Origin of the sequence: Pseudomonas matsuisoli, from assembly GCF_014647635.1 — a bacterium.
Lineage (GTDB): Bacteria > Pseudomonadota > Gammaproteobacteria > Pseudomonadales > Pseudomonadaceae > Pseudomonas_P > Pseudomonas_P matsuisoli.
In genome coordinates, this window is the sequence record NZ_BMPO01000005.1 from 305,091 (window position 1) to 330,232 (window position 25,142).

19 protein-coding genes are annotated in these 25,142 nt (G+C 61.1%); 11 read left to right on the forward strand and 8 right to left on the reverse strand.

The window, feature by feature from the left end:
- Positions 1-172: 172 nt before the first annotated feature.
- The 10 genes from IEY47_RS13020 (at position 173) to IEY47_RS13065 (ending at position 9,499) form a co-directional block, all read left to right on the forward strand.
- Positions 173-604 carry an acyl-CoA thioesterase gene (locus IEY47_RS13020; protein ID WP_188983675.1) on the forward strand — a complete coding sequence of 144 codons (432 nt, stop codon included), beginning with the start codon at positions 173-175 and terminating at the stop codon, positions 602-604.
- Entirely contained in the window at positions 595-1,194 is a 600-nt protein-coding gene (locus IEY47_RS13025) for an outer membrane lipoprotein carrier protein LolA (RefSeq protein WP_188983676.1), read from the forward strand. Before IEY47_RS13020 ends, IEY47_RS13025 begins: the two co-directional genes overlap by 10 nt.
- Complete coding sequence (locus IEY47_RS13030; RefSeq protein WP_188983677.1) at positions 1,178-3,508, forward strand: MMPL family transporter; 2,331 nt, start codon at positions 1,178-1,180, stop codon at positions 3,506-3,508. The genes IEY47_RS13025 and IEY47_RS13030 overlap by 17 nt, the downstream gene beginning before the upstream one ends.
- 81 nt (positions 3,509-3,589) lie before the next feature.
- The gene (locus IEY47_RS13035; protein ID WP_188983678.1) at positions 3,590-4,837 is read left to right on the forward strand and encodes an NAD(P)/FAD-dependent oxidoreductase; all 1,248 of its coding nucleotides are present in this window, start codon (positions 3,590-3,592) and stop codon (positions 4,835-4,837) included.
- Positions 4,838-4,881: 44 nt separating this feature from the next.
- The gene (locus tag IEY47_RS13040) at positions 4,882-5,412 is read left to right on the forward strand and encodes a DUF3261 domain-containing protein (RefSeq protein ID WP_188983679.1); all 531 of its coding nucleotides are present in this window, start codon (positions 4,882-4,884) and stop codon (positions 5,410-5,412) included.
- On the forward strand, positions 5,409-6,623 hold the full coding sequence (locus IEY47_RS13045; RefSeq protein WP_188983680.1) for a beta-ketoacyl-[acyl-carrier-protein] synthase family protein: 1,215 nt from the start codon (positions 5,409-5,411) through the stop codon (positions 6,621-6,623). The genes IEY47_RS13040 and IEY47_RS13045 overlap by 4 nt, the downstream gene beginning before the upstream one ends.
- Positions 6,620-7,063 carry a hotdog family protein gene (locus tag IEY47_RS13050; RefSeq protein ID WP_188983681.1) on the forward strand — a complete coding sequence of 148 codons (444 nt, stop codon included), beginning with the start codon at positions 6,620-6,622 and terminating at the stop codon, positions 7,061-7,063. The genes IEY47_RS13045 and IEY47_RS13050 overlap by 4 nt, the downstream gene beginning before the upstream one ends.
- Before the next feature lie 2 nt (positions 7,064-7,065).
- Entirely contained in the window at positions 7,066-7,794 is a 729-nt protein-coding gene (fabG, locus tag IEY47_RS13055; RefSeq protein WP_188983682.1) for a 3-oxoacyl-ACP reductase FabG, read from the forward strand.
- Positions 7,794-9,026, forward strand: coding sequence for a beta-ketoacyl-ACP synthase (locus tag IEY47_RS13060; RefSeq protein ID WP_188983683.1), 1,233 nt, complete (start codon positions 7,794-7,796; stop codon positions 9,024-9,026). The genes fabG and IEY47_RS13060 overlap by 1 nt, the downstream gene beginning before the upstream one ends.
- A 35-nt stretch (positions 9,027-9,061) precedes the next feature.
- Positions 9,062-9,499 (forward strand): excinuclease, encoded by a 438-nt coding sequence (locus tag IEY47_RS13065; RefSeq protein WP_188983684.1) that lies wholly within the window; start codon positions 9,062-9,064, stop codon positions 9,497-9,499.
- Between the two features lie 305 nt (positions 9,500-9,804).
- Here IEY47_RS13065 and IEY47_RS13070 read toward each other — a convergent pair whose 3' ends face one another.
- Entirely contained in the window at positions 9,805-10,707 is a 903-nt protein-coding gene (locus tag IEY47_RS13070; RefSeq protein WP_188983685.1) for a LysR substrate-binding domain-containing protein, read from the reverse strand.
- A gap of 163 nt (positions 10,708-10,870) precedes the next feature.
- Between IEY47_RS13070 and IEY47_RS13075 the strand changes: the two genes are divergently transcribed.
- A complete protein-coding gene (locus tag IEY47_RS13075; RefSeq protein ID WP_188983686.1) occupies positions 10,871-12,184 on the forward strand; it encodes an MFS transporter in 1,314 nt (437 codons plus the stop codon).
- Between the two features lie 137 nt (positions 12,185-12,321).
- Here IEY47_RS13075 and hemE read toward each other — a convergent pair whose 3' ends face one another.
- The 7 genes from hemE to IEY47_RS13110 form a co-directional block, all read right to left on the reverse strand.
- Entirely contained in the window at positions 12,322-13,392 is a 1,071-nt protein-coding gene (hemE, locus tag IEY47_RS13080) for a uroporphyrinogen decarboxylase (RefSeq protein ID WP_188983687.1), read from the reverse strand.
- A 171-nt stretch (positions 13,393-13,563) separates the two neighbouring features.
- Positions 13,564-14,982, reverse strand: a complete 1,419-nt coding sequence (locus tag IEY47_RS13085; protein WP_188983688.1) for a glutamate synthase small subunit GltD family protein — start codon at positions 14,980-14,982, stop codon at positions 13,564-13,566.
- 108 nt (positions 14,983-15,090) lie between these two features.
- Entirely contained in the window at positions 15,091-19,539 is a 4,449-nt protein-coding gene (gltB, locus tag IEY47_RS13090; RefSeq protein ID WP_188983689.1) for a glutamate synthase large subunit, read from the reverse strand.
- A 203-nt stretch (positions 19,540-19,742) separates the two neighbouring features.
- Positions 19,743-21,332, reverse strand: coding sequence for an AAA family ATPase (locus IEY47_RS13095; RefSeq protein ID WP_188983690.1), 1,590 nt, complete (start codon positions 21,330-21,332; stop codon positions 19,743-19,745).
- Positions 21,329-22,447, reverse strand: a complete 1,119-nt coding sequence (gene aroB, locus IEY47_RS13100) for a 3-dehydroquinate synthase (protein ID WP_188983691.1) — start codon at positions 22,445-22,447, stop codon at positions 21,329-21,331. The genes IEY47_RS13095 and aroB overlap by 4 nt, the downstream gene beginning before the upstream one ends.
- Positions 22,448-22,495: 48 nt before the next feature.
- A complete protein-coding gene (aroK, locus tag IEY47_RS13105) occupies positions 22,496-23,014 on the reverse strand; it encodes a shikimate kinase AroK (protein WP_188983692.1) in 519 nt (172 codons plus the stop codon).
- Between the two features lie 3 nt (positions 23,015-23,017).
- The gene (locus IEY47_RS13110; protein WP_188983693.1) at positions 23,018-25,141 is read right to left on the reverse strand and encodes a type IV pilus secretin PilQ; all 2,124 of its coding nucleotides are present in this window, start codon (positions 25,139-25,141) and stop codon (positions 23,018-23,020) included.
- Position 25,142: the final 1 nt, after the last annotated feature.

Sequence of the window (25,142 nt, forward strand, 5' to 3'; positions counted from 1 at the left end):
CGCCTCCGTCCCTGTAGGAGCGAGCTTGCTCGCGATCCCGTTATTCGCCTCACCCCAAACGGTACGTCCAACACCGCTCTCTTGAACCCTCGCCAGCACTTCACAGCCTGTAGAAGCGGGCTTGTCCACGAACCGCTCATTCACCTCATCCCGCTCCACAAGGACGCCCACCATGCGTAGCACCGGTGTATTGCATGCTGAAGTTGAGATCGTCGTGCCGTTTTTCGATGTCGACTCGATGGACGTCGTGTGGCACGGCCACTATGTGAAGTACCTGGAAATCGGACGCTGCGCACTGCTGGATACGCTCGGACACAACTATCTGCAGATGCGCGAATCAGGCTATGCCTGGCCGGTGATCGACCTTCAACTGCGCTATATACGGGGCGCCGTCTTCGGCCAGCGGCTCGTCGTGCGGGCCGACCTCATCGAATGGGAAAACCGGCTAAAAATTCACTACCTGATAGCGGACGCGTGCACCGGTGAACGCATGACCCGTGGCAGTAGCGTGCAGGTCGCAGTGGAAATCGCCAGCCGGGAAATGCAGTTGGCGTCCCCCACCGTCTTTACCGATGCCGTGGAGCGAGCCCTGACATGCGCGTGATTCGGCTGCTGATCGCCATGCTCCTGCTCGGCCCTGCCACGCTTGCCCAGGCACTGGAGCTCACGCAGCTGACCGAACGCCTGCGCGAGCCTGCCGTCATCCGCGGCGCGTTCATCCAGGAAAAACACCTGCGGGCGCTCGCCAAGCCCCTCACCAGCCGCGGCCATTACGTGCTGGCACGCGACCAGGGATTGCTGTGGGCGCTGGAAAGTCCGCTGCAACAGGTCTACCGCATCACCCCTGACGGCATCGAACGGCGCACCGACGATAGCTGGCAGCCGACGCAACCCAACGGTGCCAGCGGCCGGCAAAATCAGCTCTCGCTGGCATTGCTGAGCGCGGACCACGCGCGGTTGTCACGCGATTTCGAGTTGCAACTAAGCGGTACCGATGCCGAATGGCAACTGGTCCTGACCCCAAAATCCACGCTGCTCAAGCAGATTTTCCGAGCGATAACCCTGCACGGCAGCAGCCGCGTCGAACGTATCGAGCTGGACGAAACGCAAGGTGACCGCACCATCTTGCGCCTGATCGATGGCCAACCGGATAGCCAACTGACAGCCCAGGAGCGGCATGACTTCGAACGTTGAAGCGGCGCGGCGCCAGCGCTGGCCGTTCGCGGCATGCCTCGCGGCGCTGCTTGCGCTGCTGGCACTGGCCGGGTGGCAATGGCGCGCTGGCGCACCCGTGTCGACCGACCTGCTGCAATTGCTGCCTCACAGCAGTACCACGCCGCTGGCGGCGCGGGCGGAAGCGCGTATGCAAGCAGCGGTCAACCGTGACGTGGTTCTGCTGATCCGCCACGAAGACTCGGCCATCGCTAAAGCACTCGCTGCGGATATCGGCCAGGCCTGGGCACATTCAGCCCGCTTTGCCACGGTCCAGTGGAACCTGGAGACCGACCTGCCCGCCGTGCGCCGCCAACTCCTCGATGGACGCTTGGCGCTGCTAAGCCCTACGGACCGCGCGCTCATACAATCGGCCCCCGCGCGTTTTGTCGAAGAACGCGTGGGCACCCTTCTCGATCCAGTCGGGGTGAGCATCGTTCCGCCAGAACAGGACTGGTTCGGCTTTGCCACTCGCGCGCAGCAATCCCTCCCTCGTCCCGGCAACGTCACCGCCGATCTGGATGGCAGCCTGATCGCAGAGCACGATGGCCAAAGCTGGATGGTCTTGCGAGCGCAGACGCAAGGCAGCGCGTTCGATGGCGACTTGCCGGCAAAGGTTGCTGCTGACGTCGAACAAGCTCGCACCGAGGTGCGCAAGCGTGGCGGCCAGGCGATCGCGGCCAGCGGCTTGCTCTACGCCGCCGGAGGCGCGGAGCAGGCTCGCCGTGAAATCAGCCTGATCGGAGGTTTGTCAGGCGTCGCGACCATCGCCCTGCTGTGGGCGCTTTTTCGCAGGCTTCGAATGCTTCTTGCGGTGGTTCCCGTCGTTATCGGCTTGCTCACCGGCATCACGACCTGCGTGGCGCTGTACGGCACTATCCATGTCTTGACGCTCGTCCTGGGCGCAAGCCTGATCGGTGTCGCGGTGGACTACCCGCTCCATGTCCTGTCGAAGAGCTGGGCACTGCGGCCCTGGAACCTTCGCCACGCGCTCCGTCTGACCTGGCCAGGGCTGACGCTGGGCCTCATCACCAACGTGATCGGCTACCTGGCGCTCGCCTTCACACCGCTGCCGGCGCTGACGCAGGTTGCCGCGTTTTCGGCGGCGGGCCTGATCGGTGCCTACCTTGCCACACTGTTCTTGCTGCCCGCGCTGATCGGTCGCGAGCCGATCGAGCCCTGGTCACCACCGCTGCGCTGGGCCGAGCGGTTGCTCGCTTGGCACGTGGCGTTCGTAGGACGGGTGGGGACGCCTCTTCTGTTGATCGGGCTGCTGGCGTTCTGCGCATTGGGTGCGTCACGCCTGAGCCTGCACGACGACATCCGCCAATGGATCAGTCGCTCACCCGCTCTGCAGGCTGAAGCCATTCAGGTCGCTCAAGTGACCGGCTTTCAGCCGACGAGCCAGTTTCTGCTGGTCACTGCAGCGGACGAAACCGAGTTACTGACACGTCTTGCGGGGCTTCGGCCCGCGCTGGACAGGCTCGTCGGAGACGGTGTGATGACCGCCTATCTGTCGCTGGATCAGCTCGTCGCACCCGCTCCCGCCCAAGACGCAGTCCGTAGCGCGCTGCCGGAACTGCTCGCAGCGTCAGCCCCTTTTCAGGGGCTGGGCGTCGATCCTCGCGCGCTGGAAGCAGAGGCAGAAAAGATCGAGAAGCTGCCAAGTGTCACGGTCGATGCGGCGCTGGCCGGCCCTCTGGGAGAGCCCTGGCGCCCCCTCTGGCTGGGCCATGACGACAACGGCGTAGCGGCAATCATCAGCGTACAAGGGCTCACTGATTCCAGCCGTCTTGCAGACCTCGCCAAGACGCATGAGGGCATCCAGGCAGTGGATCGCTTGGCCGAACTCAACGGAATGTTCAGCGACACTCAACGCAGCGCCGCTGTACTGAAGCTCCTGGCCTGCGCACTGATATTCGGCTTGCTGTGCCGCCCCTTCGGGCCCAAGGGCGCCGCGCGAATCGTTGCCATCTCATTGCTTGCGGCACTGTGCAGCCTCGCGTGCCTTGGCTGGCTGGGTATGCCACTGACCTTGTTCGGTCTGTTCGGGCTGCTGCTGGTGACCGCGATCGGCGTGGATTACGCCATCCTCCTGCGCGAACGTGTTGGCGGCCTGCCGGTAAGCCTTCTGGGCACCCTGCTTTCCGCCATTACCACCTGGTTGTCGTTTGGTTTGCTGGCGCTATCGGACACACCGGCCGTGAGCAGTTTCGGCATCACGGTCACGTTAGGGCTCATCTTCAATTTCCTGCTGGCGCCTTGGGCGGCAGAGACGCAAAAGCGAGCCCTATGAGCGCTTTGGCCTTGCCAACGATGAAAACGGTTTCCCTGGTGGGGGTCTGGTGCGGCCCTACCCTAAACAATTGGAGGTCATATGGTCCCGCCTGAAATGCAATCTCGCGAAGTCGTGGTCATTGGCGCGGGCCCGGCGGGAGCGCTCGCATCCGCGCTGCTCAAGCGAAACGGCCACGATGTATTGATTCTGGAGCGTCAGCGTTTTCCCCGCTTTTCCATCGGCGAGAGTTTGCTCTCGCATTGTGTCGACTTTCTCGAAGAGGCCGGCATGCTCGATGTGGTGCGAGCCGAAGGCTTTCAGGCCAAGAATGGCGCAGCGTTCGCCTGGGGTGAAAAGCGCACGCATTTCGACTTCCGCGAGACGTTCACCCCCAGTGCGGGCTGGACGTTTCAGGTTCAACGTGCGCGCTTCGACCAGATCCTCGCCGACGAAGCAGAGCGCCAGGGCGTCGAGATACGGTATGAGGAGGAGATCATCGCGGCCGACATGGCTGGCGACCGCCCGCGCCTTTCGGTGCGCCGCCACGACGGCAGCCGCTATGTCGTCGACGCCGCGTTCGTGTTAGACGCCAGCGGCTACGGGCGGGTGCTGCCGCGCCTGCTGGATCTGGAGGCGCCGTCCGGCTTCCCGGTACGCCAAGCGGTGTTCACTCACGTTGAAGATCGTATCGACGCGAACGACTTCGATCGCGAGAAGATTCTCATCACGACGCATCCTCGAATGCGCGATGTCTGGTTCTGGAGCATTCCGTTCAGTGACGGACGGCTGTCCCAAGGTGTCGTGGCGGCAGCTGAGCGCTTCGAGGGGCGGCCAGAAGACTTGACCGAGTGCCTGAAGAGCTTCATCGATGAAACGCCCAGCCTGTCGAGCGTGTTGAAGAACGCGGTATGGGACACGCCGGCGCGCACGCTTGGCGGCTATTCCGCGAACGTTAAACGGCTGCACGGTCCCGGCTTCGCATTACTGGGCAATGCCGCGGAGTTCCTCGATCCGGTATTCTCGTCCGGCGTGACCATCGCGATGCGCTCATCGAGCCTGGCCGCCGACGTGCTTCACCGTCAGCTATCAGGCGAAATCGTTGACTGGGAAGGCGAATTCGCGGTGCCGCTGAAGCGCGGTGTCGACACCTTCCGCGCCTACGTCGAGGGTTGGTACGACGGGAGTTTCCAAGACGTCATCTATTACGAAAACGCAACCGACGATATCCGCCGGATGATCAGCGCTATCCTCGCCGGCTACGCATGGGATACGAAGAATCCCTATGTCGCCGAACCCAAACGCCGCTTACGCGTCCTGGCCGAGCTTTGTGCCAGCACGCGGGCTTGACCTATCGTTTTATGGGCATTGTCCCTTCGAGAGCCTTGAACCCTATGCGCGCAGTACGCCGTTTCTGTTTGTCCCTGCTGAGTCTGTCCCTGCTGGTCATCCTGACAGCCTGCGCCGGGCGCCCCACCATGCCAGTATCCACGCCGGATCTTTCGCTGCCACAGCAACTGCGCATCGAACGCGTGCACCAAGGCACAGAGGACGACTCACTGCTGGTCATCCAGCAGGAAGGGGACGCGCTCCGCTTTTCCCTGTTCGATCCACTGGGCGCGCCCATTGCACGCCAGGTGCTGGCCGGCGGCGAGTGGAAGCGCGACGGGTTATTGCCGCCCAACCCGGAAGCCCGGCAGCTGTTCGCGGCACTGCTGTTCGCCTTGACGGACGAAGCCGAACTCTCGGAGGCCTATCCGAACGATGACTGGCGAGTCACGGAAAACCGCCGCACGCTTTATCGCGATGGAAAGGCCCACTGGCAGGCGCTCTACAGCCAGGAGGATGACTTTGACCTTCGCATCGCCGGGGATGCGCGCTATCACATCGTGCCCATCGAGAACGCGGAAGCCTCTCAGCCGTGACGGCGTATCTCGACGCGCTGGGCGTCGTCTGCGCGCTGGGGCGCGGCCAGGCGGATGTTGCGCAGGCGCTGCTCGCGGGGGATGACTCCGGCGTTCGCCCGACCAACAATTGGATCGCGGGGCGAACGGTATCAGTGGCCGAGGTGGCGACCCCGCTGGTCTCGCTTCCCTCCACATCGCCTGGTTTCGATACCCGCAACAATCAATTGCTGTGGACCGCGGCGCAGGAAGTCTTCGAATCGCTGAATGAAGCCATCGTGAAGTACGGTCGCCATCGCATCGGGATCGTGCTCGGCACCAGCACGACAGGCATCGACGAAGCCACAGCGGGCATCCGTGAATACCTGACCGCAGGACAGTTTCCGCCGGACTACCACTACGCCCAGCAGGAGTTGTCCGCACCCGCAGCGTTCCTCGCCGAAGCGCTGGATATCACCGGGCCACGCTACGTGATCTCCACCGCCTGCACCTCCAGCGGTCGCGCCATGCAAAGCGCCCGCAGGCTCATCCGCCAAGGCATGTGTGACGCCGTGTTGTGCGGTGGGGTGGATTCGCTGTGCGCGTTGACGGTGAGGGGCTTCGCCGCACTGGAAGCCGTTTCCGATCGCCCGTGCAATCCGTTTTCGCGAAACCGCGACGGTATCAACATCGGCGAAGCGGCTGCCGTGTTTCTCATGACCCGCGATGCACTCTGCCGGCGAACTGGAAGTGCGACAGCGCCGATCGCAATACTTGGCGTCGGCGCCAGCTCGGATGCGCACCATATTTCCGCGCCTCATCCCGACGGCCTGGGCGCGATCGATGCCATGCGCAAGGCGCTGACGGACGCGCGCCTCGCGCCAGGCGAAATCGGCTATCTGAACCTGCACGGCACGGCGACGCGCCACAACGACGCGATGGAAAGCCTCGCCGTGCACGCCGTGTTCGACACCGGCACGCCGTGCTCATCCACGAAACCCATGACCGGCCATACACTGGGCGCTGCAGGTGCGCTCGAAGCTGCCTTCTGCTGGTTGTTGCTGAGCGAGCACAACCCTCACGGCTGCCTTCCTCCGCATCGTTGGGACGGCGAAGCGGACCCGGACTTGGCGACCCTGAACCTCGTTACGCCGGAAGACCGGCTCGAAGACATTGCACCGCGTTATCTGATGAGCAACTCCTTTGCATTCGGCGGCAGCAATCTGAGTCTGATCCTGGGAGACACGCCATGAATTGGCCGATCGCCGACCTCATTCCCCACTCCGCCGACATGGTGCTGCTGGATGAACTGATCGCCTGCGACGACGAAACCGTTCATACACGGCTCATCGTTCGCCCCGACAGCCTGCTGAGTGGGCCCGACGGCAGCATACCGGCCTGGTGCGGGATCGAACTCATGGCCCAGAGCATTGGGGCTTATGCAGGCTTTCACGCACGCCGCGGCGGCCAACCGGTGACGATGGGGTTTCTGCTGGGGACGCGGCAGTACCGCTGCAATGTGGAGCAGTTTCCGCCCGGTACGGAATTGCATATCCATGCCCGCGCCTCGCTTCAGGATGAGAACGGCATGGGTGTATTCGAATGTGTCTTGACCGGCCCCGACATCCAGGCCGAGGCCCGGTTGAACGTTTTTTGCCCGCCGGATACGGGCGACTATCTACAGGAAGAATAACGATGACCGAAACCGTATTGGTCACCGGCTCGAGCCGCGGCATTGGCCGCGCGATCGCTCTACGTCTTGCACAGAGTGGCTACGACATCGTGCTGCATTGCCGATCGCGACGTGACGAGGCGGATGCCGTTCGCGAAGCGATCGAAGCGTTGGGGCGCAAGGCCCGTGTTCTGCAATTCGACATCAGTGACCGAGCCTCATGCCGCGCGACGCTAGAGCAGGATGTCGACACTCACGGTGCCTACTACGGCGTCGTCTGCAACGCGGGCCTGACCCGCGACGGCGCATTTCCCGCGCTTAGCGACGATGACTGGGATCTGGTCCTGCGCACCAACCTCGATGGTTTCTACAATGTGCTGCACCCGCTGACCATGCCGATGGTGCGCCGGCGCCAGCCGGGTCGCATCGTCTGCATCACCTCGGTGTCGGGCATGATCGGCAATCGCGGCCAGGTGAACTACAGCGCCTCCAAGGCCGGCGTCATCGGCGCGGCCAAGGCACTGGCGGTGGAACTCGGCAAACGCCGTATTACCGTGAACTGCGTTGCCCCCGGTCTGATCGAGACCGAGATGCTGCACGAAGATCTCCCCGTGGAAGACATGCTCAAGATGATTCCAGCGCAGCGCATGGGCACCGCCGAAGAAGTCGCAGGCGCCGTCAACTTCCTCATGTCCGAAGAAGCCGGCTACATCACCCGCCAGGTGCTGGCCGTCAACGGAGGCCTGTGCTGATGCCTCTTCATCGCGTCGTCGTCACCGGTATGGCGGGCGTCACTTCGCTCGGTGCCGACTGGCCGACCATCGAGGCCAATTTCACGGCCAGCCGGAGCGGTATCCGCCGCATGGATGAATGGGACCGTTTCACCGAACTCAATACGCGCCTCGGTGGCCCTGTCGATCATTTCGAGACACCTCGGCATTGGACGCGCAAGCAATTGCGCAGCATGGGTCGAGTTTCCAAGCTCTCCGTCGCAGCGGCGGAGCGCGCCCTGGCCGATGCCGGTTTGCTGGATGACCCAAGCATTGCAGATGGCCGTATGGGCGTCGCCTGTGGCTCGTCCACCGGTAGCACCGAAGAAATCAAAGCCTTCGGCAACATGCTGCTCAACTCCGTCGCCGACGGTCTGAACGCCAATTCCTATATCCGCATGATGCCGCACACCACCGCGGCCAATATCAGCATCTTCTTCCGACTGAAAGGTCGGGTGATCCCGACCTCCAGCGCCTGCACCAGCGGCAGCCAAGGGATTGGTTATGCGTACGAGGCCATCAAGTTCGGGCGTTTGCCCATGATGCTCGCGGGCGGCGCCGAGGAACTCTGCCCCACGGAGGCGATGGTGTTCGACGCGCTCTATGCCACCAGCCTCAAGAACGAGACCCCACAATTGTCCCCACGGCCCTACGATGCGGCGCGCGACGGACTGGTGATCGGTGAAGGTGCCGGCATGCTTGTGCTCGAGTCCCTGGAGCACGCGCAAGCCCGCGGTGCCCGCATCCACGCCGAGCTGATTGGCTTTGGCAGCAACGCCGACGGGCAACACGCTACCAAGCCCGAACACACCACCATGCGCCAAGCCATGCAGTTGGCCCTCGACGATGCCGGCCTGTCAGCAGAGTCGATCGGGTATGTGAACGGCCACGGCACGGCGACAGAGCAGGGGGATATCGCGGAAACGCAGGCGACGGCCGAGTTGTTCGGTTCGCGCATGCCGATCAGCTCGCAGAAGAGCTTCCTAGGGCACACGCTGGGCGCTTGTGGCGCTTTGGAATCCTGGTTCAGCATCGAGATGATGAATCGTGACCGTTACATCCATACCCTGAATCTGACGCACCTCGATCCCCGCTGCAGCGCGCTCGACTATATCGTCGACGCACCACGCCAGATGCAGCATGAGTACGTGATGAACAATAACTTTGCCTTTGGCGGGATCAATACCTCGCTGATCTTCCGCCGCTGGCCTTGAAACTCTTCCATCCAACGTTCGATAAGGAAACATCAATGAACATCAAGAAATGGACGCTTGCAGGCGTGCTCCTTTGCCTCGTCCCGGCGGTGAGCCAGGCGCGCGATACCACGCACTATCTGCCATTCGACGAGGTCGTCAACGAAGCTCTTCAAGCCGGTCGTTTGGATGGGTCGGTCAAGTTCTACCTGGCAAGCACGCCCAAGGGCGCGCAGATCGTCAACTCCCAGATCACCACGAACCAGAAGACCAATGCCTTCAACAAGAGTGACGAAGAGGCCTGCCGTTGGGTGCTGCAGTCCGCGCTGATCAAGCTGCAGGACGCCGCGAAGGCCGCAGGCGCCAACGCAGTGGTCGACATCACCAGCTACTACAAGAAGAACGAACGCCGTGATGCGAAGACCTACGAGTGTCACGCCGGCGCAATCATCGCGGGCGTCGCGCTGAAAGCCAAGTTGGCGAAGGTTCGCTAAGCCCAGGGCTGCGTTTGTAGGGTGGATTAGCGACGCAGTCGCGTAATCCACCGTTCACCGCGTCGTCGCCAGTGATCCGGTTCCCCGCCCCCGGTAAACGGTGGAAGCCCTTCGGGATTCCATCCTACGCGCTAGGCTTTCCTCCTGTGGGAGCGGGCCATGCCCGCGAAGGGAGCTATGCAGGCAAAACGGTAGTGGGCTTGAGTCCGCTTCGCGGGCATGGCCCGCTCCCACAAATCAAGAAAGACTGCGCTGCCAGCTCGGCCCGCAAAGCGTGAGTCTCTGGAGCACCTTTTGATCCAAGGCTAAGCCCGCTGCCGTTTGGCCTCTTCCGAAACGATATCGACGAACGCGCTCACCACCGGCGATGCATCGGCGGCGCGCCGTACCAGCAGCACCGAGGTTACCGCGCCGGGATCGGTCAGTGGCCGATAGACGACATTCTCGATCGCAATACAGCGATACGAAGCCGGCAGGACGGACACACCCAAACCGGCCGCGACTAGACCAATGATGGTCAGCGAATCCCCAACTTCCTGCGAGATTTTCGGCGTAAATCCCGCCTGCCCTGCGAGCGTCATCAGCTGATCGAACAGACCAGTTCCGAAGCCACGGGGGAAAAACACGAATGCTTCGTTGGCAAGCGCCGACAACGAAAGCGGCGCATCGCCCTCATGGCCCAAGGGGTGATCGGCGTTGAGCACGGCAACCAGCGGTTCATGGAAAAGCGGTAGTGCCGTGATCTGGGCAGGCAGGTCGATGGGACGGATCACACCGACTTCTGCCTTGTCCGCGAGCAGGGCCTCCACGACACTACGGCTGTTCATTTCCTCCAGGTCCAAATGCACCATTGGATAGGCACGACGAAAGGCAAGGAGGCTGCGGGGAATCACCGTAGTAAAGGGTGCAGAAGGGGTGAACCCCATGCGTAACGCGCCCACCTCGCCGCGCTGCGCCCGCCGAGCCACCTCTGCGGCCTTGTCTACCTGCTGGAGCGCGAGGCGCGCCTGTTCCAGGTATAGCTGCCCCGCCTGGGTAAGGGCCACCCTGCGTTTAGTGCGCTCCAGCAGCCGTACCCCTAAGTCCGCTTCGAGCAGTTGAATCTGCTGGCTCAACGGCGGTTGAGAAATGTTCAGCCGCTCTGCTGCGCGGCCAAAGTGCAATTCTTCCGCGACCGCAATGAAATAGCGAAGGTGTCTAAGCTCCATCGTTTAAGTCGCCATACCTATTAATCAGGACGATTAATATATTGGAAATCCTAAACGGTGACTCGTATTCTTGACACATTCCAATACATAACACCACGCGCCTGCAGCGAGACACTTCGCTTGTAACGGTGCGCGGTTTTCTATTGTCCAGAGAGGCCTAGCCGTGAGTAATCCCCGGGTCCAGCAGTCACCCGAACAGATCGCACTGACCGAAACCGCAGTGGCCGCCGCGCACGACGTGTCGGAAGCCGTGGAAAGCACCGAAAGCTTCATCGAAAAAGGCACGCCGCAATTTATGCGCACGTCGCTGGCGCTGTTCGCCGGGGGCTTTGCCACCTTTGCGCTGCTGTATTGCGTGCAACCGTTGATGCCGATTTTCTCCCAGGCCTTTGGTCTAGACGCCGCGAGCAGCAGCCTGGTGCTCTCCATCTCCACCGCCATGCTCGCCATCGGCTTGCTGATCACCGGGCCGATCTCCGATGCCATTGGCCGCAAGCCCATCATGGTCGTATCCCTGTTTGCCGCTGCGCTATGCACACTGGCCTGCGCGGTGACGAGTAACTGGTACGCGCTACTGTTCTTTCGTGCCTTGATCGGCTTGTCGCTTAGTGGGCTCGCCGCCGTTGGCATGACGTATCTCAGCGAGGAGATACACCCAAAATTCATTGGGCTGTCGATGGGGCTCTACATCAGTGGCAATGCCATAGGAGGGATGGGCGGGCGCCTGGTGACGGGCGTTCTAGTGGATTTCGTATCCTGGCGAGTCGCTTTGGCCGTGCTGGGCCTGGTTTCCCTCGCCGCTGCGGTGGTGTTTTGGAGAATTCTGCCCGAGTCGCGGCATTTCCAGCCACGGCGCTTCAACGCGACCAATTTGGTCAACGGATTCACCCTGCACTTTCGCGATCGCGGTCTGCCCTGGTTGTTCCTTGAAGCCCTGCTGCTGATGGGCGCGTTCGTGACGATGTTCAACTACATCGGCTATCGGCTACTCGAGGCGCCCTATCACATGAGCCAGGCCTGGGTAGGACTCATCTCTGTGGTCTATCTCTCCGGTATCTACAGCTCGGCGTTCATCGGATCGCTGGCGGATCGTATGGGCCGCGGGCGGGTGTTCTGGGCGGTCATCGTACTCATGGCGTCCGGCTTGATCTTGACGCTGTTCGAAAGCCTCTGGCTGGTACTGCCGGGCCTGCTGATGTTCACTTTCGGTTTCTTCGGCGCACATTCCACCGCCAGCAGCTGGATTGGCAAACGCGCGCCGGTCGCCAAGGCCCAGGCATCGTCGCTTTACCTATTCAGTTACTACGTGGGGTCGAGCGTTGCGGGTACCTTGGGCGGGGTGTTCTGGCATCTGTATGGCTGGACTGGCGTGGGCGTGTTCATCGCAAGCCTGCTGAGCGTATCCATCCTGATCGCGCTACACCTTGCCCGCGTGCCGCCGCTTCAACGCGCCGGTTTACGCCTACAGCAGGCATGAGCCGAGGCTCTCTGTCGGGGCGACCGGGCGGCGATCCGCTTTAGTCGCCTGACGTTAGCCGGCTCTGACCTGCATCAAGGCGACTGAAGCGGATGGCCGCCCCGTCGCCCCTACAGCCTCCTGAAAGGGAATCACGTTTACGCAGTGGTGTGGTACTGGGCTGACAACTCGTGGACAGCCTCGATGAACGCACCCGCGTTCGCTGGATCGACCTGTGGGGTGATGCCGTGGCCCAGGTTGAATACGTGCCCCTCGCCGTGACCGTAGGATTCGAGAATGCGCGCCACCTCCCGACGGATCATTTCCGGTCGGGCATATAGGGCGCTCGGGTCCATATTGCCTTGCAGCGCGACGCGATCCCCTACGCGCCGGCGGGCATCGCCAATGTCGCAGGTCCAATCCAAACCCAAGGCATCCGCACCGGTGCCCGCCATCGACTCCAGCCACAGCCCGCCGTTCTTGGTGAACAGGATGACCGGTACCGGGCGCCCGTCGTGCTCACGGATCAGGCCATCGACGATGCGCTTCATGTACGCCAACGAAAATTCGAGATAGGCCACCGAGGACAGGTTGCCGCCCCATGTATCGAAGATTTGCACCGCCTGGGCACCGTTGCGGATTTGCCCATTGAGGTAGGCCGTTACCGACTGCGCCAGCTTGTCCAGCAATGCATGCATCACTTCGGGCTGGTCGTACATCATGGCCTTGATCTTGCGAAAATCCTTCGAGGTACCGCCCTCGACCATGTAGGTTGCCAACGTCCACGGGCTACCGGCAAAACCGATCAGCGGAACCCGACCATTCAGCGCACTGCGAATGGTCCGAACTGCGTCCATTACATACCCCAGGTCAGCGTCCGGGTCCGTGACCGGCAGTGCGGCAACGTCCGCCGCTGTCTCGATGACCTTACGAAAACGCGGCCCTTCGCCTGTCTCGAAATAAAGCCCCTGCCCCATGGCATCCGGAATGGTCAGGATGTCCGAAAACAGAATGGCTGCATCCAGCGGATACCGATCCAACGGTTGTAGGGTCACCTCACAGGCGAATTCCGGACTCTGCATCAGACTCATGAAGTCCCCGGCCTTGGCGCGACTCGCGCGGTACTCAGGCAGGTAGCGCCCAGCCTGGCGCATCATCCACACCGGCGTGACATCCACTGGCTGCTTGAGCAGGGCACGAAGGAAACGGTCATTCTTCAAGGCAGTCATGAGCGCGGTAAGCCCCAGGGCAAAAATGTGACGGCATTGTCGCAAACGTCACGGCAAAAGACATCGCGCAGCGCTGCCTTTGGGTCGGCTGCGACGATTTGACCGATCCAAAAATGAACAGGCCCGGCGCACGCGCCGGGCCTGTTCCAATCAGAAATGCGCAGCGTTTCGTTAGACCTCAAGGTAATCGAGAATGCCTTCCGCCGCGGTACGGCCCTCGAAAATCGCCGTGACCACGAGGTCAGAGCCGCGCACCATATCGCCACCTGCGAAGATCTTCGGGTTGCTGGTCTGGTGCTTGTACTGGCCGATGCCGGGCGCCACAACGCGGCCCTGGCTGTCCATCTCGATACCGAATTCCTCGAACCATGGCTCAGGGCTTGGGCGGAAACCAAAGGCGATCAGTACTGCTTCCGCAGGAATGATTTCCTCGGAACCTGGGATCGGCTCGGGGCTGCGGCGGCCACGGGCGTCAGGCTCGCCGAGTCGCGTCTCTACCACTTTCACGCCTTCCACCTTGTCCTCGCCCACGATGGCGATGGGCTGGCGGTTGAAGAGGAACTTCACACCCTCCTCCTTGGCGTTTTTCACTTCCTTGCGCGAGCCCGGCATATTCGCTTCGTCGCGGCGGTAGGCGCAGGTGACGGCCTTGGCGCCCTGGCGGATGGACGTACGGTTGCAGTCCATGGCGGTGTCGCCCCCACCAAGCACCACGACCCGTTTGCCCTTCATATCGACGAAATCTTCGGGCGTCTTTTCAAAGCCGAGGTTACGGTTGACGTTGGCGATGAGGAAATCCAACGCGTCATGGACGCCCGGCAGGTCTTCGCCCGGGAAACCACCTTTCATGTAGGTGTAGGTGCCCATCCCCATGAACACGGCGTCGTATTCGTCCAGCAGCTGCTGCAAGGTCACATCCTTGCCAACTTCGGTGTTCAGGCGGAACTCGATGCCCATGCCGGTGAACACTTCACGGCGGCGGCTAAGAACCGACTTCTCCAGCTTGAACTCGGGGATACCGAACGTCAGCAGTCCACCGATTTCCGGGTTACGGTCGAAGACGACAGGTGTCACGCCGCTGCGTACCAGGACATCGGCGCAGCCGAGGCCAGCTGGGCCCGCGCCGATGATGGCGACGCGCTTGCCGTTGGGTACGACCTTCGACATGTCTGGCCGCCACCCCATGGCAAACGCCGTGTCGGTGATGTACTTCTCGACCGACCCAATGGTCACGGCGCCGAATCCGTCGTTCAGGGTGCAAGCGCCTTCACACAGACGGTCCTGCGGGCAAACGCGACCGCAGACTTCAGGCAAGGTGTTGGTCTGATGGGAGAGCTCAGCTGCGGCGAGGATGTTGCCTTCGGACACGAGCTTGAGCCAGTTGGGAATGAAGTTGTGCACTGGGCACTTCCACTCGCAATACGGGTTGCCGCAGCCCAGGCACCGGTGTGCCTGCTCGGAAGCCTGCGCCGGTTTGAAGGCGTCGTAGATTTCAACGAAGTCACGCTTGCGCTGACGAAGCAGCTTCTTTTTCGGATCCTTGCGCCCGACCTCGATGAACTGGAAGTCGTTGTTGAGACGTTCGGTCATTTCAAAAACCTCTAACGGCAGCGGCTATCTTCACGCCGCACGGTCATCACGGTGCCAGACGTGCACCGTCCACGCTCATGCATGGGCGGTGCACGTCGATGCAGCTAATTATTGCGGGTTCGCGCGGGTCGAAGACAGCAACGTCTTCAAGCTCGCTGCCTTGGGCTTGACCAGCCAGAACCGGCGCAGGTAGTCGTCCAGATTCTCGTGCAGATTCGCGCCCCACTCGCTACCGGTTTCGCGAACATATTCCGCGAGCACCGACTGCAGGTGGCTACGGTAGGCCTCCATGGCCTCGCTGTTGATGCGTTGAATCTCGACCAACTCGTGGTTCACCTTGTCGACGAAGGTGTTATCCATGTCGAGCACATAGGCGAAACCGCCGGTCATGCCGGAACCGAAGTTGTAGCCGGTCTTGCCCAATACGCAGATGAAGCCGCCAGTCATGTATTCGCAGCAGTGATCGCCCGTGCCCTCGACCACAGCATGGGCACCCGAGTTACGCACCCCGAAGCGCTCACCCGCCGTACCCGCCGCGAAGAGCTTGCCGCCCGTTGCGCCGTACAGACAGGTATTGCCGATGATCGCCGACTCCTGGCTTTTGAACACACTGCCCTTCGGTGGGGTAATCACCAGCTTGCCGCCAGTCATGCCTTTGCCGACGTAGTCGTTGGCATCGCCTTCCAGGTGCAGATGTAGGCCACCGGCGTTCCACACACCGAAGCTTTGGCCCGCCGTGCCCTTGAAGCGGAAGACGACGGGCGCGTCCTTCATGCCCTGGTTGCCATGCACACGCGCAATTTCGCCGGAGATACGTGCGCCGATGGAGCGGTCGCAGTTGCAGATATCGAGCGCGTATTCACCACCGCGTTTTTCAGCGATCGCCGACAGCGACATTTCGACCATCTTCTCGGCCAGCAGTCCTTGGTCGAAAGGCGGGTTCTTCTCGACTTGGCAGTACTGCGGCTTGTCTGCCGGGATGTGATCGCTGCCCAGCAGTGGCGTGAGATCCAGGTGCCGCTGCTTTTCAGTCTCGCCAGGCAACCGTTCGAGCAGATCGGTCCGCCCAATGAGCTCAGCCAGACTACGTACACCCAGGCGAGCCAACCATTCGCGCGTTTCTTCGGCAACGAAGGTGAAGAAATTCACCACCATATCCACGGTGCCGATGAAGTGATCCTTGCGCAGCTTGTCGTTCTGCGTAGCGACACCCGTCGCGCAATTGTTCAGGTGGCAGATGCGTAGGTACTTGCAGCCCAGCGCGACCATTGGCGCCGTGCCGAAACCGAAGCTTTCTGCCCCGAGAATGGCGGCCTTGATGACATCCAGACCGGTCTTGAGGCCACCGTCGGTCTGCACCCGGACTTTGCCGCGCAGATCGTTACCACGCAGGGTCTGGTGCGCTTCGGCAAGACCGAGCTCCCAGGGCGATCCCGCGTATTTGATCGAGGTAACAGGCGACGCGCCCGTACCACCGTCATAACCGGAAATGGTGATCAGATCCGCATAGGCCTTAGCAACGCCCGCCGCAACTGTCCCCACACCTGGCTCGGACACGAGCTTCACCGAAACCAGCGCCTTCGGGTTCACCTGCTTGAGATCGAAGATAAGCTGGGCAAGGTCTTCGATCGAGTAGATATCGTGGTGCGGTGGTGGCGAGATCAGGGTCACCCCGGGCACCGCATAACGCAGTTTGGCGATCAGCCCGTTGACCTTGCCACCGGGCAGCTGGCCACCCTCACCGGGTTTCGCGCCTTGGGCCACTTTGATCTGCAACACCTCGGCATTGACCAAATACTCTGGCGTCACACCGAAGCGGCCCGTTGCAACCTGCTTGATCTTGGAGGTTCGAACGGTCCCATAACGCGCGGGATCTTCACCGCCTTCGCCGGAGTTCGAGCGACCGCCCAGCCGGTTCATGGCCTCGGCCAACGCCTCGTGCGCTTCGGGAGACAGCGCGCCGAGGGAAATTCCAGCCGCATCGAAACGCTTGAAGATCGACTCCAGCGGCTCGATCTCTTCCAGTGGCAACGGCTGGTCCGAGACCTTGACCTTTAGCAGGTCACGGATCATCGCGACCGGACGGCTGTCCACCAGGGCCGTGTATTCCTTGAATTTCTCGTAGCTGCCCTGCTGCACCGCGACCTGCAAACTGGCCACGACATCTGGGTTGTAGGCGTGATATTCGCCGCCGTAGACGAACTTCAGCAGACCGCCAGGCTGTAGCGGCTTGCGGTTGCTCCAGGCCTCGTTGGCGAGCAGTTTCTGCTCGACCTCAAGATCGCTAAAACGGGCGCCCTTGATGCGGCTGGCAACTCCGCGGAAGCAGGCATCGACGATCTCGTCGGACAAGCCGACCGCTTCGAACAGCTGGGCGCCGCGGTAGGACGCGACGGTCGAAATACCCATCTTCGACAGGATCTTGAGCAATCCTTTCGAGATGCCTTTGCGGTAGTACTTGAACACCTCGTATAGGTCGCCGAGCACTTCGCCGGTACGGATGAGGTCGCCAAGCACTTCGTACGCCAAGAACGGGTAAACCGCTGTGGCACCGAAGCCCAGCAGGACCGCGAAGTGATGAGGATCACGCGCGGTAGCGGTCTCGACCAGGATGTTGCAGTCGGTCCGCAGGCCCTTTTCCACCAGGTGGTGGTGCACGGCGCCGACAGCCAATGCCGCGTGGGCAGGTAACTTACCTGGCGCGATATTGCGGTCGCTCAAAACGAGTAGCGCGCGCCCGGCGCGGACGGCTTCTTCGGCCTGCTCAGCAATATTGCGAATCGCCGCTTCCAACCCAACGGATTCGTCGTAGTTCAGGTCGATGACCTGACGATCGAAGCCCGGACGCTCCAGTGTCATGATCGTCCGCCATTTGGCTGGCGAGATGATCGGTGACGTCAGGATGGCTCGGTTCGCGTGGTCCGGCCCTTCCTCGAACACATTGCGCTCGGCGCCAAGGCAGGTCTCGAGCGACATGACGATCGCTTCACGTAGCGGATCGATCGGCGGGTTGGTGACCTGCGCGAACTGCTGGCGGAAGTAGTCGTACGGCGAACGGATGCGCTTGGACAGGACAGCCATTGGGGTGTCGTCGCCCATGGAACCAACCGCTTCCTGGCCTTGCTCGGCAAGCGGGCGCAGCACCTGATCACGCTCTTCGAACGTGACCTGGAACATCTTCATGTATTGCTTGAGACGGTCGGCCTCGTAGAAAGCCGAGCCATGGTCATGGTCTTCCAACGTCGCCTGGATACGCAGGGCATTCTTGCGCAGCCATTGCTTGTAGGGGTGGCGCGACTTCAGGCGGTTGTCGATATCGTCGGTATGCAGAACTTGCCCGGTTTCGGTGTCGACAGCGAGAATCTGGCCGGGACCGACTCGGCCCTTCGCAATCACGTCCTCCGGCTGATAGCTCCATACGCCGATTTCCGATGCGAGCGTGATGTAGCCATTGGTGGTGGTCACCCAGCGCGCTGGACGCAAACCGTTGCGGTCCAGCAGGCATACCGCATAGCGCCCGTCGGTCAGCACAACACCGGCTGGGCCATCCCACGGCTCCATGTGCATGGAGTTGTACTCGTAGAACGCGCGCAGGTCGGCGTCCATGGTCTCAACGTTCTGCCAGGCAGGCGGAATGATCATCCGCACGCCACGGAACAAGTCGACACCGCCCGTCACGAGAAGCTCGAGCATGTTGTCCATGCTCGATGAGTCGGAGCCGACGCGATTGACCAGCGGCCCCAAGTCATCGAGATCAGGAATCTGCTCGTTGGCGAATTTCGGCCGCCGCGCCTGCGCCCAGTTGCGGTTACCCGTGATGGTATTGATCTCGCCATTGTGCGCGAGCAGCCGGAACGGCTGGGCCAACGGCCAGCGCGGCAGCGTATTGGTGGAGAAACGCTGGTGAAACACGCAAATCGAGGTTTGCAGGCGCTCGTCACCAAGGTCGGGATAGAAGGCGGCCAGATCGGCCGGCATCATCAGACCTTTGTAAATGATGGTTTTGTGCGAAAAGCTGCAAATGTAGTGTTCGGTGTCGTCTTGGTTCGCCACAGACGAGCGACGCCGCGCACTGAACAGCTTCACGGTGAACGCCTGTTCATCGAAGCCTTCGCCGCCAATGAAGACCTGCTCGATACGCGGCAAACGATCCTTGGCAAGCGTACCTAGAACGGTCGGATCGATGGGCACCTGGCGCCAGCCGATCAATTGCAGGCCCGCGGCAAGGATTTCGCGGTTCATGTTTTCGCGAGCCGCTTCGGCTTTGGCGGCGTCCTGGTTGAGGAACACCATGCCGACGGCGTACATGGCCGGCAACTCAGCCTCAAACGTTTCTTGCGCCATGGCGCGTAGGAACAGATCGGGTTTCTGGATCAACAGCCCGCAGCCGTCGCCCGTTTTCCCGTCAGCGTTGATGCCACCCCGGTGGGTCATGCAGGTCAACGCTTCAATGGCAGTCTGCAAAAGATGATGGCTCGCCTTGCCTTCCATATGGGCAATCAGGCCAAAGCCGCAGTTGTCCTTGAACTCTTCAGGATGGTACAGACCTGCTTTCATAGAAAACTCTCACCAAGCGGCCTTTCTGCGAAGGCGATAATTCAAATGGATCAACCACTTACCTGACAAAAAACGCTATTAATCACGTTTTGAACAGGCAAAGGGAGGCCATTGTACATAGGCGCCAAGGCCGTCACAAATTTTTATGACGACGACTTGAACGCCAATGTCGCAAGAATGAAAGAAATACTACGAACGGTTTGCTAATGCGCCTGGGCCATTTCCTGCTGGATGCTCGAAAACGTCTTGGGCCAGGGCTTACCGGACTGCACCTTGGCCGGCAAGGACTTGAGCGCTGCCTGAGCGGCATCGCGGTCCGCAAACGAACCGTAGGTGACTACGTAGAACGGCTTGCCTTCCAGCATTTTGCGGAAATAACGGTAGTCAGCGCCATTCTGTGCGACGAATGCCCTCGCGCTTTCTTCTGAGCGCGTTCCCAGTATTTGCAATGTGTAGCGCGATCCTGCAACTCCCTGGTACCAAGCAGCATTTCCTGAACCAGCAGCTTCGCTCTTCGGAGCAGGCTGTTCGGCTGGCTTCGGCGCATTGGCGGCTTGCGCAGGTGCCTGCCGAGGTGCGGCCTGCTGCTCCGCAGCAACGGGCTTTTCAGCCTGAGTCGCGGGCTGGGACGATGGCGCTGCCGGACGCGGCGCTTGCGCTTGCGTTTCAGCGGCACGCGATGAAGATGCCGACGTGTCCACGACGGGCGGCCGTTGCGCAGACGGCATGCCACCCGTAGGCGGCGCAAGCATCTCGCCGATACCATTGTCGCGCTCTTCAGGGCCAGCAGCCTCCGCGAGCGGCTGACGGACGACCGGTTCCGACTCCGCGTTCAACGGCAATTGTAACGGCTGGCCATTCCCGTCGGGGGACGCACTTGGCGCTGCGGCGCCTTCGTTGGTCGATGGAGTGGCCGCAGTATCAGGTGCCGATGTTTCCGACGGGCCGCTTCGCATCAGCCACGCCGCGGCAATCGCGAGGACCACCACGCCAGCGGCCACGACATGCTTTTTCGGCATCCGGAAAGGCAACCCAGCAACCTTGTCGCTTCCGCGCTCGGCGAGCATTGCATCGATCAGCGCATCCCGCGCTACTTGATTGATAACACCTGGCCATCCACGCGACTGCTGGTGAATATCCGCGATATGTTCCTCAGAGAATACGTCGAGCCCCGCTCCAGCACCCTCCAGGCGCTGGGCCAGGTATTCACTGGTTTCAGCAAGCTCATAAGGCTGCAATTCGATCACGTGATGTCGCTCCTGCCCGCCGCTCAACGCGTCGAGGCGCGACACGATGGAAGGCTCGCCGAACAGAAAGACATGAGCACGACTCTCTTCGGTTCCCGCGGCCAGGCCGTACAACGCCTCCAGCGCGGAATCTTCCAGCTGCTCGGCGTCGTCGACCAAGATGTAGGTCTCTTGCCCCGATAGCGCCCGCTGATTGACGTGATCGAGCAGATCCCTTACTTCCGGGCGCGATGACTCCATGCCCTGGGCGACCTGCCGGAGAACGCCATCCGCGTCCCCTGCTCCGCGCGCCGATACCACGACGCTGTGCACAACTTGCTTATTAGTGCTGGCGACCAATGCCTGACGCAACAGTGACTTGCCACTGCCGAGCGGACCCGTGACCACGAGCAGCAACTGGCTATAACGCGCCAGGTGATGGAGCTGCCCCAGCACCGGCTTGCGCTGTGCGGGAAAGAATTTGAAACCCGGAACCCTGGGGGCAAACGGGTCATGGCTGAATTGGTAGTGATCGAGGAATGCTTCTTCCGCGTGCAAAGTGCTCATTTCGACTCTCGGTTGATACCGGCCTCTTCGGCAATATCGTGGTAATTCGCGGTCAGTGTCGCTTCAAGAAGCGCCTTGGGGTATTCATCGGTGACGATTGCTTCACCCAATGTTTTCAACAGCACCAGGCGAAGGCGCCCATCCAACACTTTCTTGTCGACGGCCATGTGGGCCAGGAAATCGTCCGGCGTCATCGCCTCCGGGGGAACGACGGGCAAACCGCCCCGGGCAATGAGCCGTATTGCACGGTCGCGCTGCGCAGTGCTTATCGCGCCCAACAAGCGTGACATCTCGAGGGCCATGACCATGCCTGCGCCTACAGCTTCACCGTGCAACCAAACGCCATAGCCCATGTGCGTTTCGATCGCATGGCCGAAGGTATGCCCAAGATTCAGCGTGGCACGAATGCCGGTTTCGCGCTCATCGGCACCGACCACCTTCGCTTTTGCGGCACATGATCGCTCGATGGCATAGGTAAGCGATGCGTCGTCCAATGCCAGCAGGGCCTCCACATTATCTTCGAGCCACGCAAGAAAAGGCTCATCGCAGATAAGGCCGTATTTGATGACTTCTGCCAACCCCGCAGACAGCTCGCGGCGCGGCAATGTCTTCAGTGTCGACGTATCGATCAGAACGAGACTCGGCTGGTAGAAGGCACCTACCATGTTTTTACCGAGCGGATGGTTGATTCCCGTTTTTCCTCCAACAGAGGAATCCACCTGGGACAGCAACGTGGTCGGCACCTGGACGAAATTGACTCCGCGCTGATAACAAGCTGCCGCAAAGCCTGCCATATCACCCACCACACCCCCGCCAAGGGCTATGACTGTGGTTTTACGGTCATGGCGATTGCTCAGCATTGCATCGAAGATGGACTGCAGCGTCTCCCAATTTTTGAAAGACTCGCCATCGGGAAGCACGATTGGCTGAACCTGTCGCCCCTCCAGCGAGCGATGCAAACGGTCGAGATAAAGAGGCGCAACGGTTTCGTTCGTCACGATTGCCACCTGGCGCCCTACCAGGTGCGGTACGAGCAGATCCGGGCGGTCCAAAAGGTTCGCCCCGATATGGATGGGGTAGCTGCGCTCCCCGAGATCAACCTGAAGTGTTTGCATGTAGCCCCCGAAACAAGGGCCCTAGGATAACGCGTTTCGGCGCTGGCTTTAACGGGGGGAAAGGGCGCGTAGTCGATCCATGATCTCCTGCACAACTTGACGTGGCGGACGCTCGTCAGTCTCGATGATGATATCCGCGATCTGCCGGTACAGCGGATCGCGGATAGCCATGAGGTCGGTCAGGATTTGCCGCGGGTTGGGTGAGCGCAACAATGGACGATTGCGATCCCGCGATGTTCTGTGGACCTGCTGATCCACCGTGGCGTGCAGGTAAATGACGGACCCGCCACGACTCAGTGCGGCACGGTTATCCTCCCGCAACACCGCGCCACCACCCGTCGCCACCACCACGCCGTCGGAGGCCGCGAGCTCAGTGATCACGCAATGTTCTCGCTCGCGAAACCCGGCCTCACCTTCCACGTCGAAAATCCATGGAATATTCGCACCGGTGCGTTCCTCGATCTCCTTGTCGGAGTCTTTGAACGGCAGCCGTAACTCTTTCGCCAACATGCGGCCGATGGTGCTTTTTCCAGCCCCCATCGGCCCTACCAAGAACAAATTACGCACGTACTAGCGACTCACGGTGGCTGCCTGGCCGTTGACGATACGGGGGGTCAGGAAAATCAGCAATTCCGATTTGTTGTCTTGTATCACGTCGCGACGGAACAGGCGCCCCATATAAGGCAGGTCGCCCAGGAACGGCACCTTGTCCACCGACTTGGTTTGCGTGTTGGAGAACACACCACCGATTACGATCGTTTCGCCGTCCGCGACCAGCACCTTGGCGTTGACCTCGTTCTTGTCGATGGTAGGCGTGTCTTGGACCAGGCGCGAGAAGTCCGGCGCATCCTTGGTGACCTTCACCTCCATGATGATGCGGTTGTCCGGGGTGATCTGCGGAGTGACCTCGAGGGCGAGTGCAGCTTCCACGAAGGTCACAGACGTCGCGCCGCTCGAACTGGATTCCTGATAAGGAATTTCCGAGCCCTTGAGGATCTTCGCGGTTTCCTTATCCGAAGTGACGACCTTTGGTTGGGAAACGACTTCACCGTTACCGCTGGCCTCCATCGCTGTCAGCTCGAGATCGAGCAACAGGTGATCGGTGACATAACCGATCCCGAAACCGGACGTACGACCGGAGACGCCGAGATCCACGAACGGTACGTTCGGACCAATGTCATCGCCGGTGTTGCCGCCTTCATCGCCCTGATCGTCATTACCGTAGAAAGCGCCACGGCCGTTAGCGAAGGTTTGAGTACCGCCCCAGCGGACACCAAGGCTCTTCTCATAGCCAACGTTCGCTTCGACGATGCGCGCTTCGATCATGACCTGACGCACCGGAATATCGAGCTGGCTGACGATGCGGCGCAGCTCATCGAGCTTGTCCTGGGTTTGATAGGCAATGATGCTGTTGGTGCGTTCATCGACGGTGACTGAGCCACGAACATCCGCAGTACCGCCCGCATCGCTGGCCGTCACCGACTGAAACAGCTTCGCGATATCGGCCGCTTTGGCGTAATTCACCTGGATCAGCTCACGGCGCAAGGGTGCCAACTCAGAAATCTGCTTCTGCGCCTCGAGTTCCTGACGTTCGCGCGCCGCAATCTCTTCGGCTGGCGCGACCAGGAGCACGTTACCCACCTGCCGCTTGGCGAGGCCCTTGGTTTTCAGGACCAGGTCCAGCGCCTGGTCCCAGGGTACGTTTTGCAAGCGCAGCGTAATGCTGCCCTGCACCGTATCGCTCGCGACCAAGTTCAAGTTAGTGAAATCGGCGATCAACTGGAGCACGGAACGAACGTCGATATCTTGGAAATTGAGGGACAATTTCTCCCCGGAATAAACGAAGCGATCGGCTTGCTGACGGTCGACTTCTTCCCGCGTCAGCGGCTTCACGCTCAACGTCAGTCGGTTATCGGCCTGATAAGCCAAGTAATCGTAGTTACCGCTAGGTTCGATGACGATCCGCGCATCGGCGCCGTCCTGGGTCACACTGACGAACTGAACAGGCGTCGCGAAATCCTTGACGTCGAAGCGAACCTTCAGCGTATCCGGAACCTGAGTGCCGGCGAAACGCAGACTGATGCGCCCGCCTTGCTCCTGGATATCAGGCGTTACGCCCGCGCCGGAAAGGTCGATGACGACATTCCCTTCGCCTTGCTGACCGCGCTGAAAATCGACATTACGCAGTGTCTTCCCCACAGCCTGGTATGGACGCGGAGCCTGACTAGGGGCGGTCGCCGGCGCATTTGGAGCCGTCGGCGCGATCACCGGCGCCGGCGCTGGGCGATTGGCCAGTGCCGGCGCCGCAGCTGCGGTGGCGTCGCCAATCAACACATAAAGGTTGTTGCCTTCCACGCGCGTGCTGTAAGGCGCGATCGTCGTCAGGTTGACAATAAGACGGGCGCGGTCCTTGGTTTCCACCACGGTTACGCTGCGCGCGTTGCCCATTCCCAATTCGCGATTCTTGCTACCCAGCTGATTGGTTACCCCCGGTAGGTCCAGGGCAATACGTGCCGGCTGCTCGATGGTATAGCCCTTTGGCACCGCCACAGGCTCATCGAAGCTGAGTTTGAGCTCGACCCTGTCTCCGGGTAACGACGCGGCATCGAGCGTTTGCAACGAGGCAGCCCAGGTGATCCCAGGTACGAGCAACGCAGCGAGTGTAAGGCTCGCACCCAACGATAGGCTCTTCATC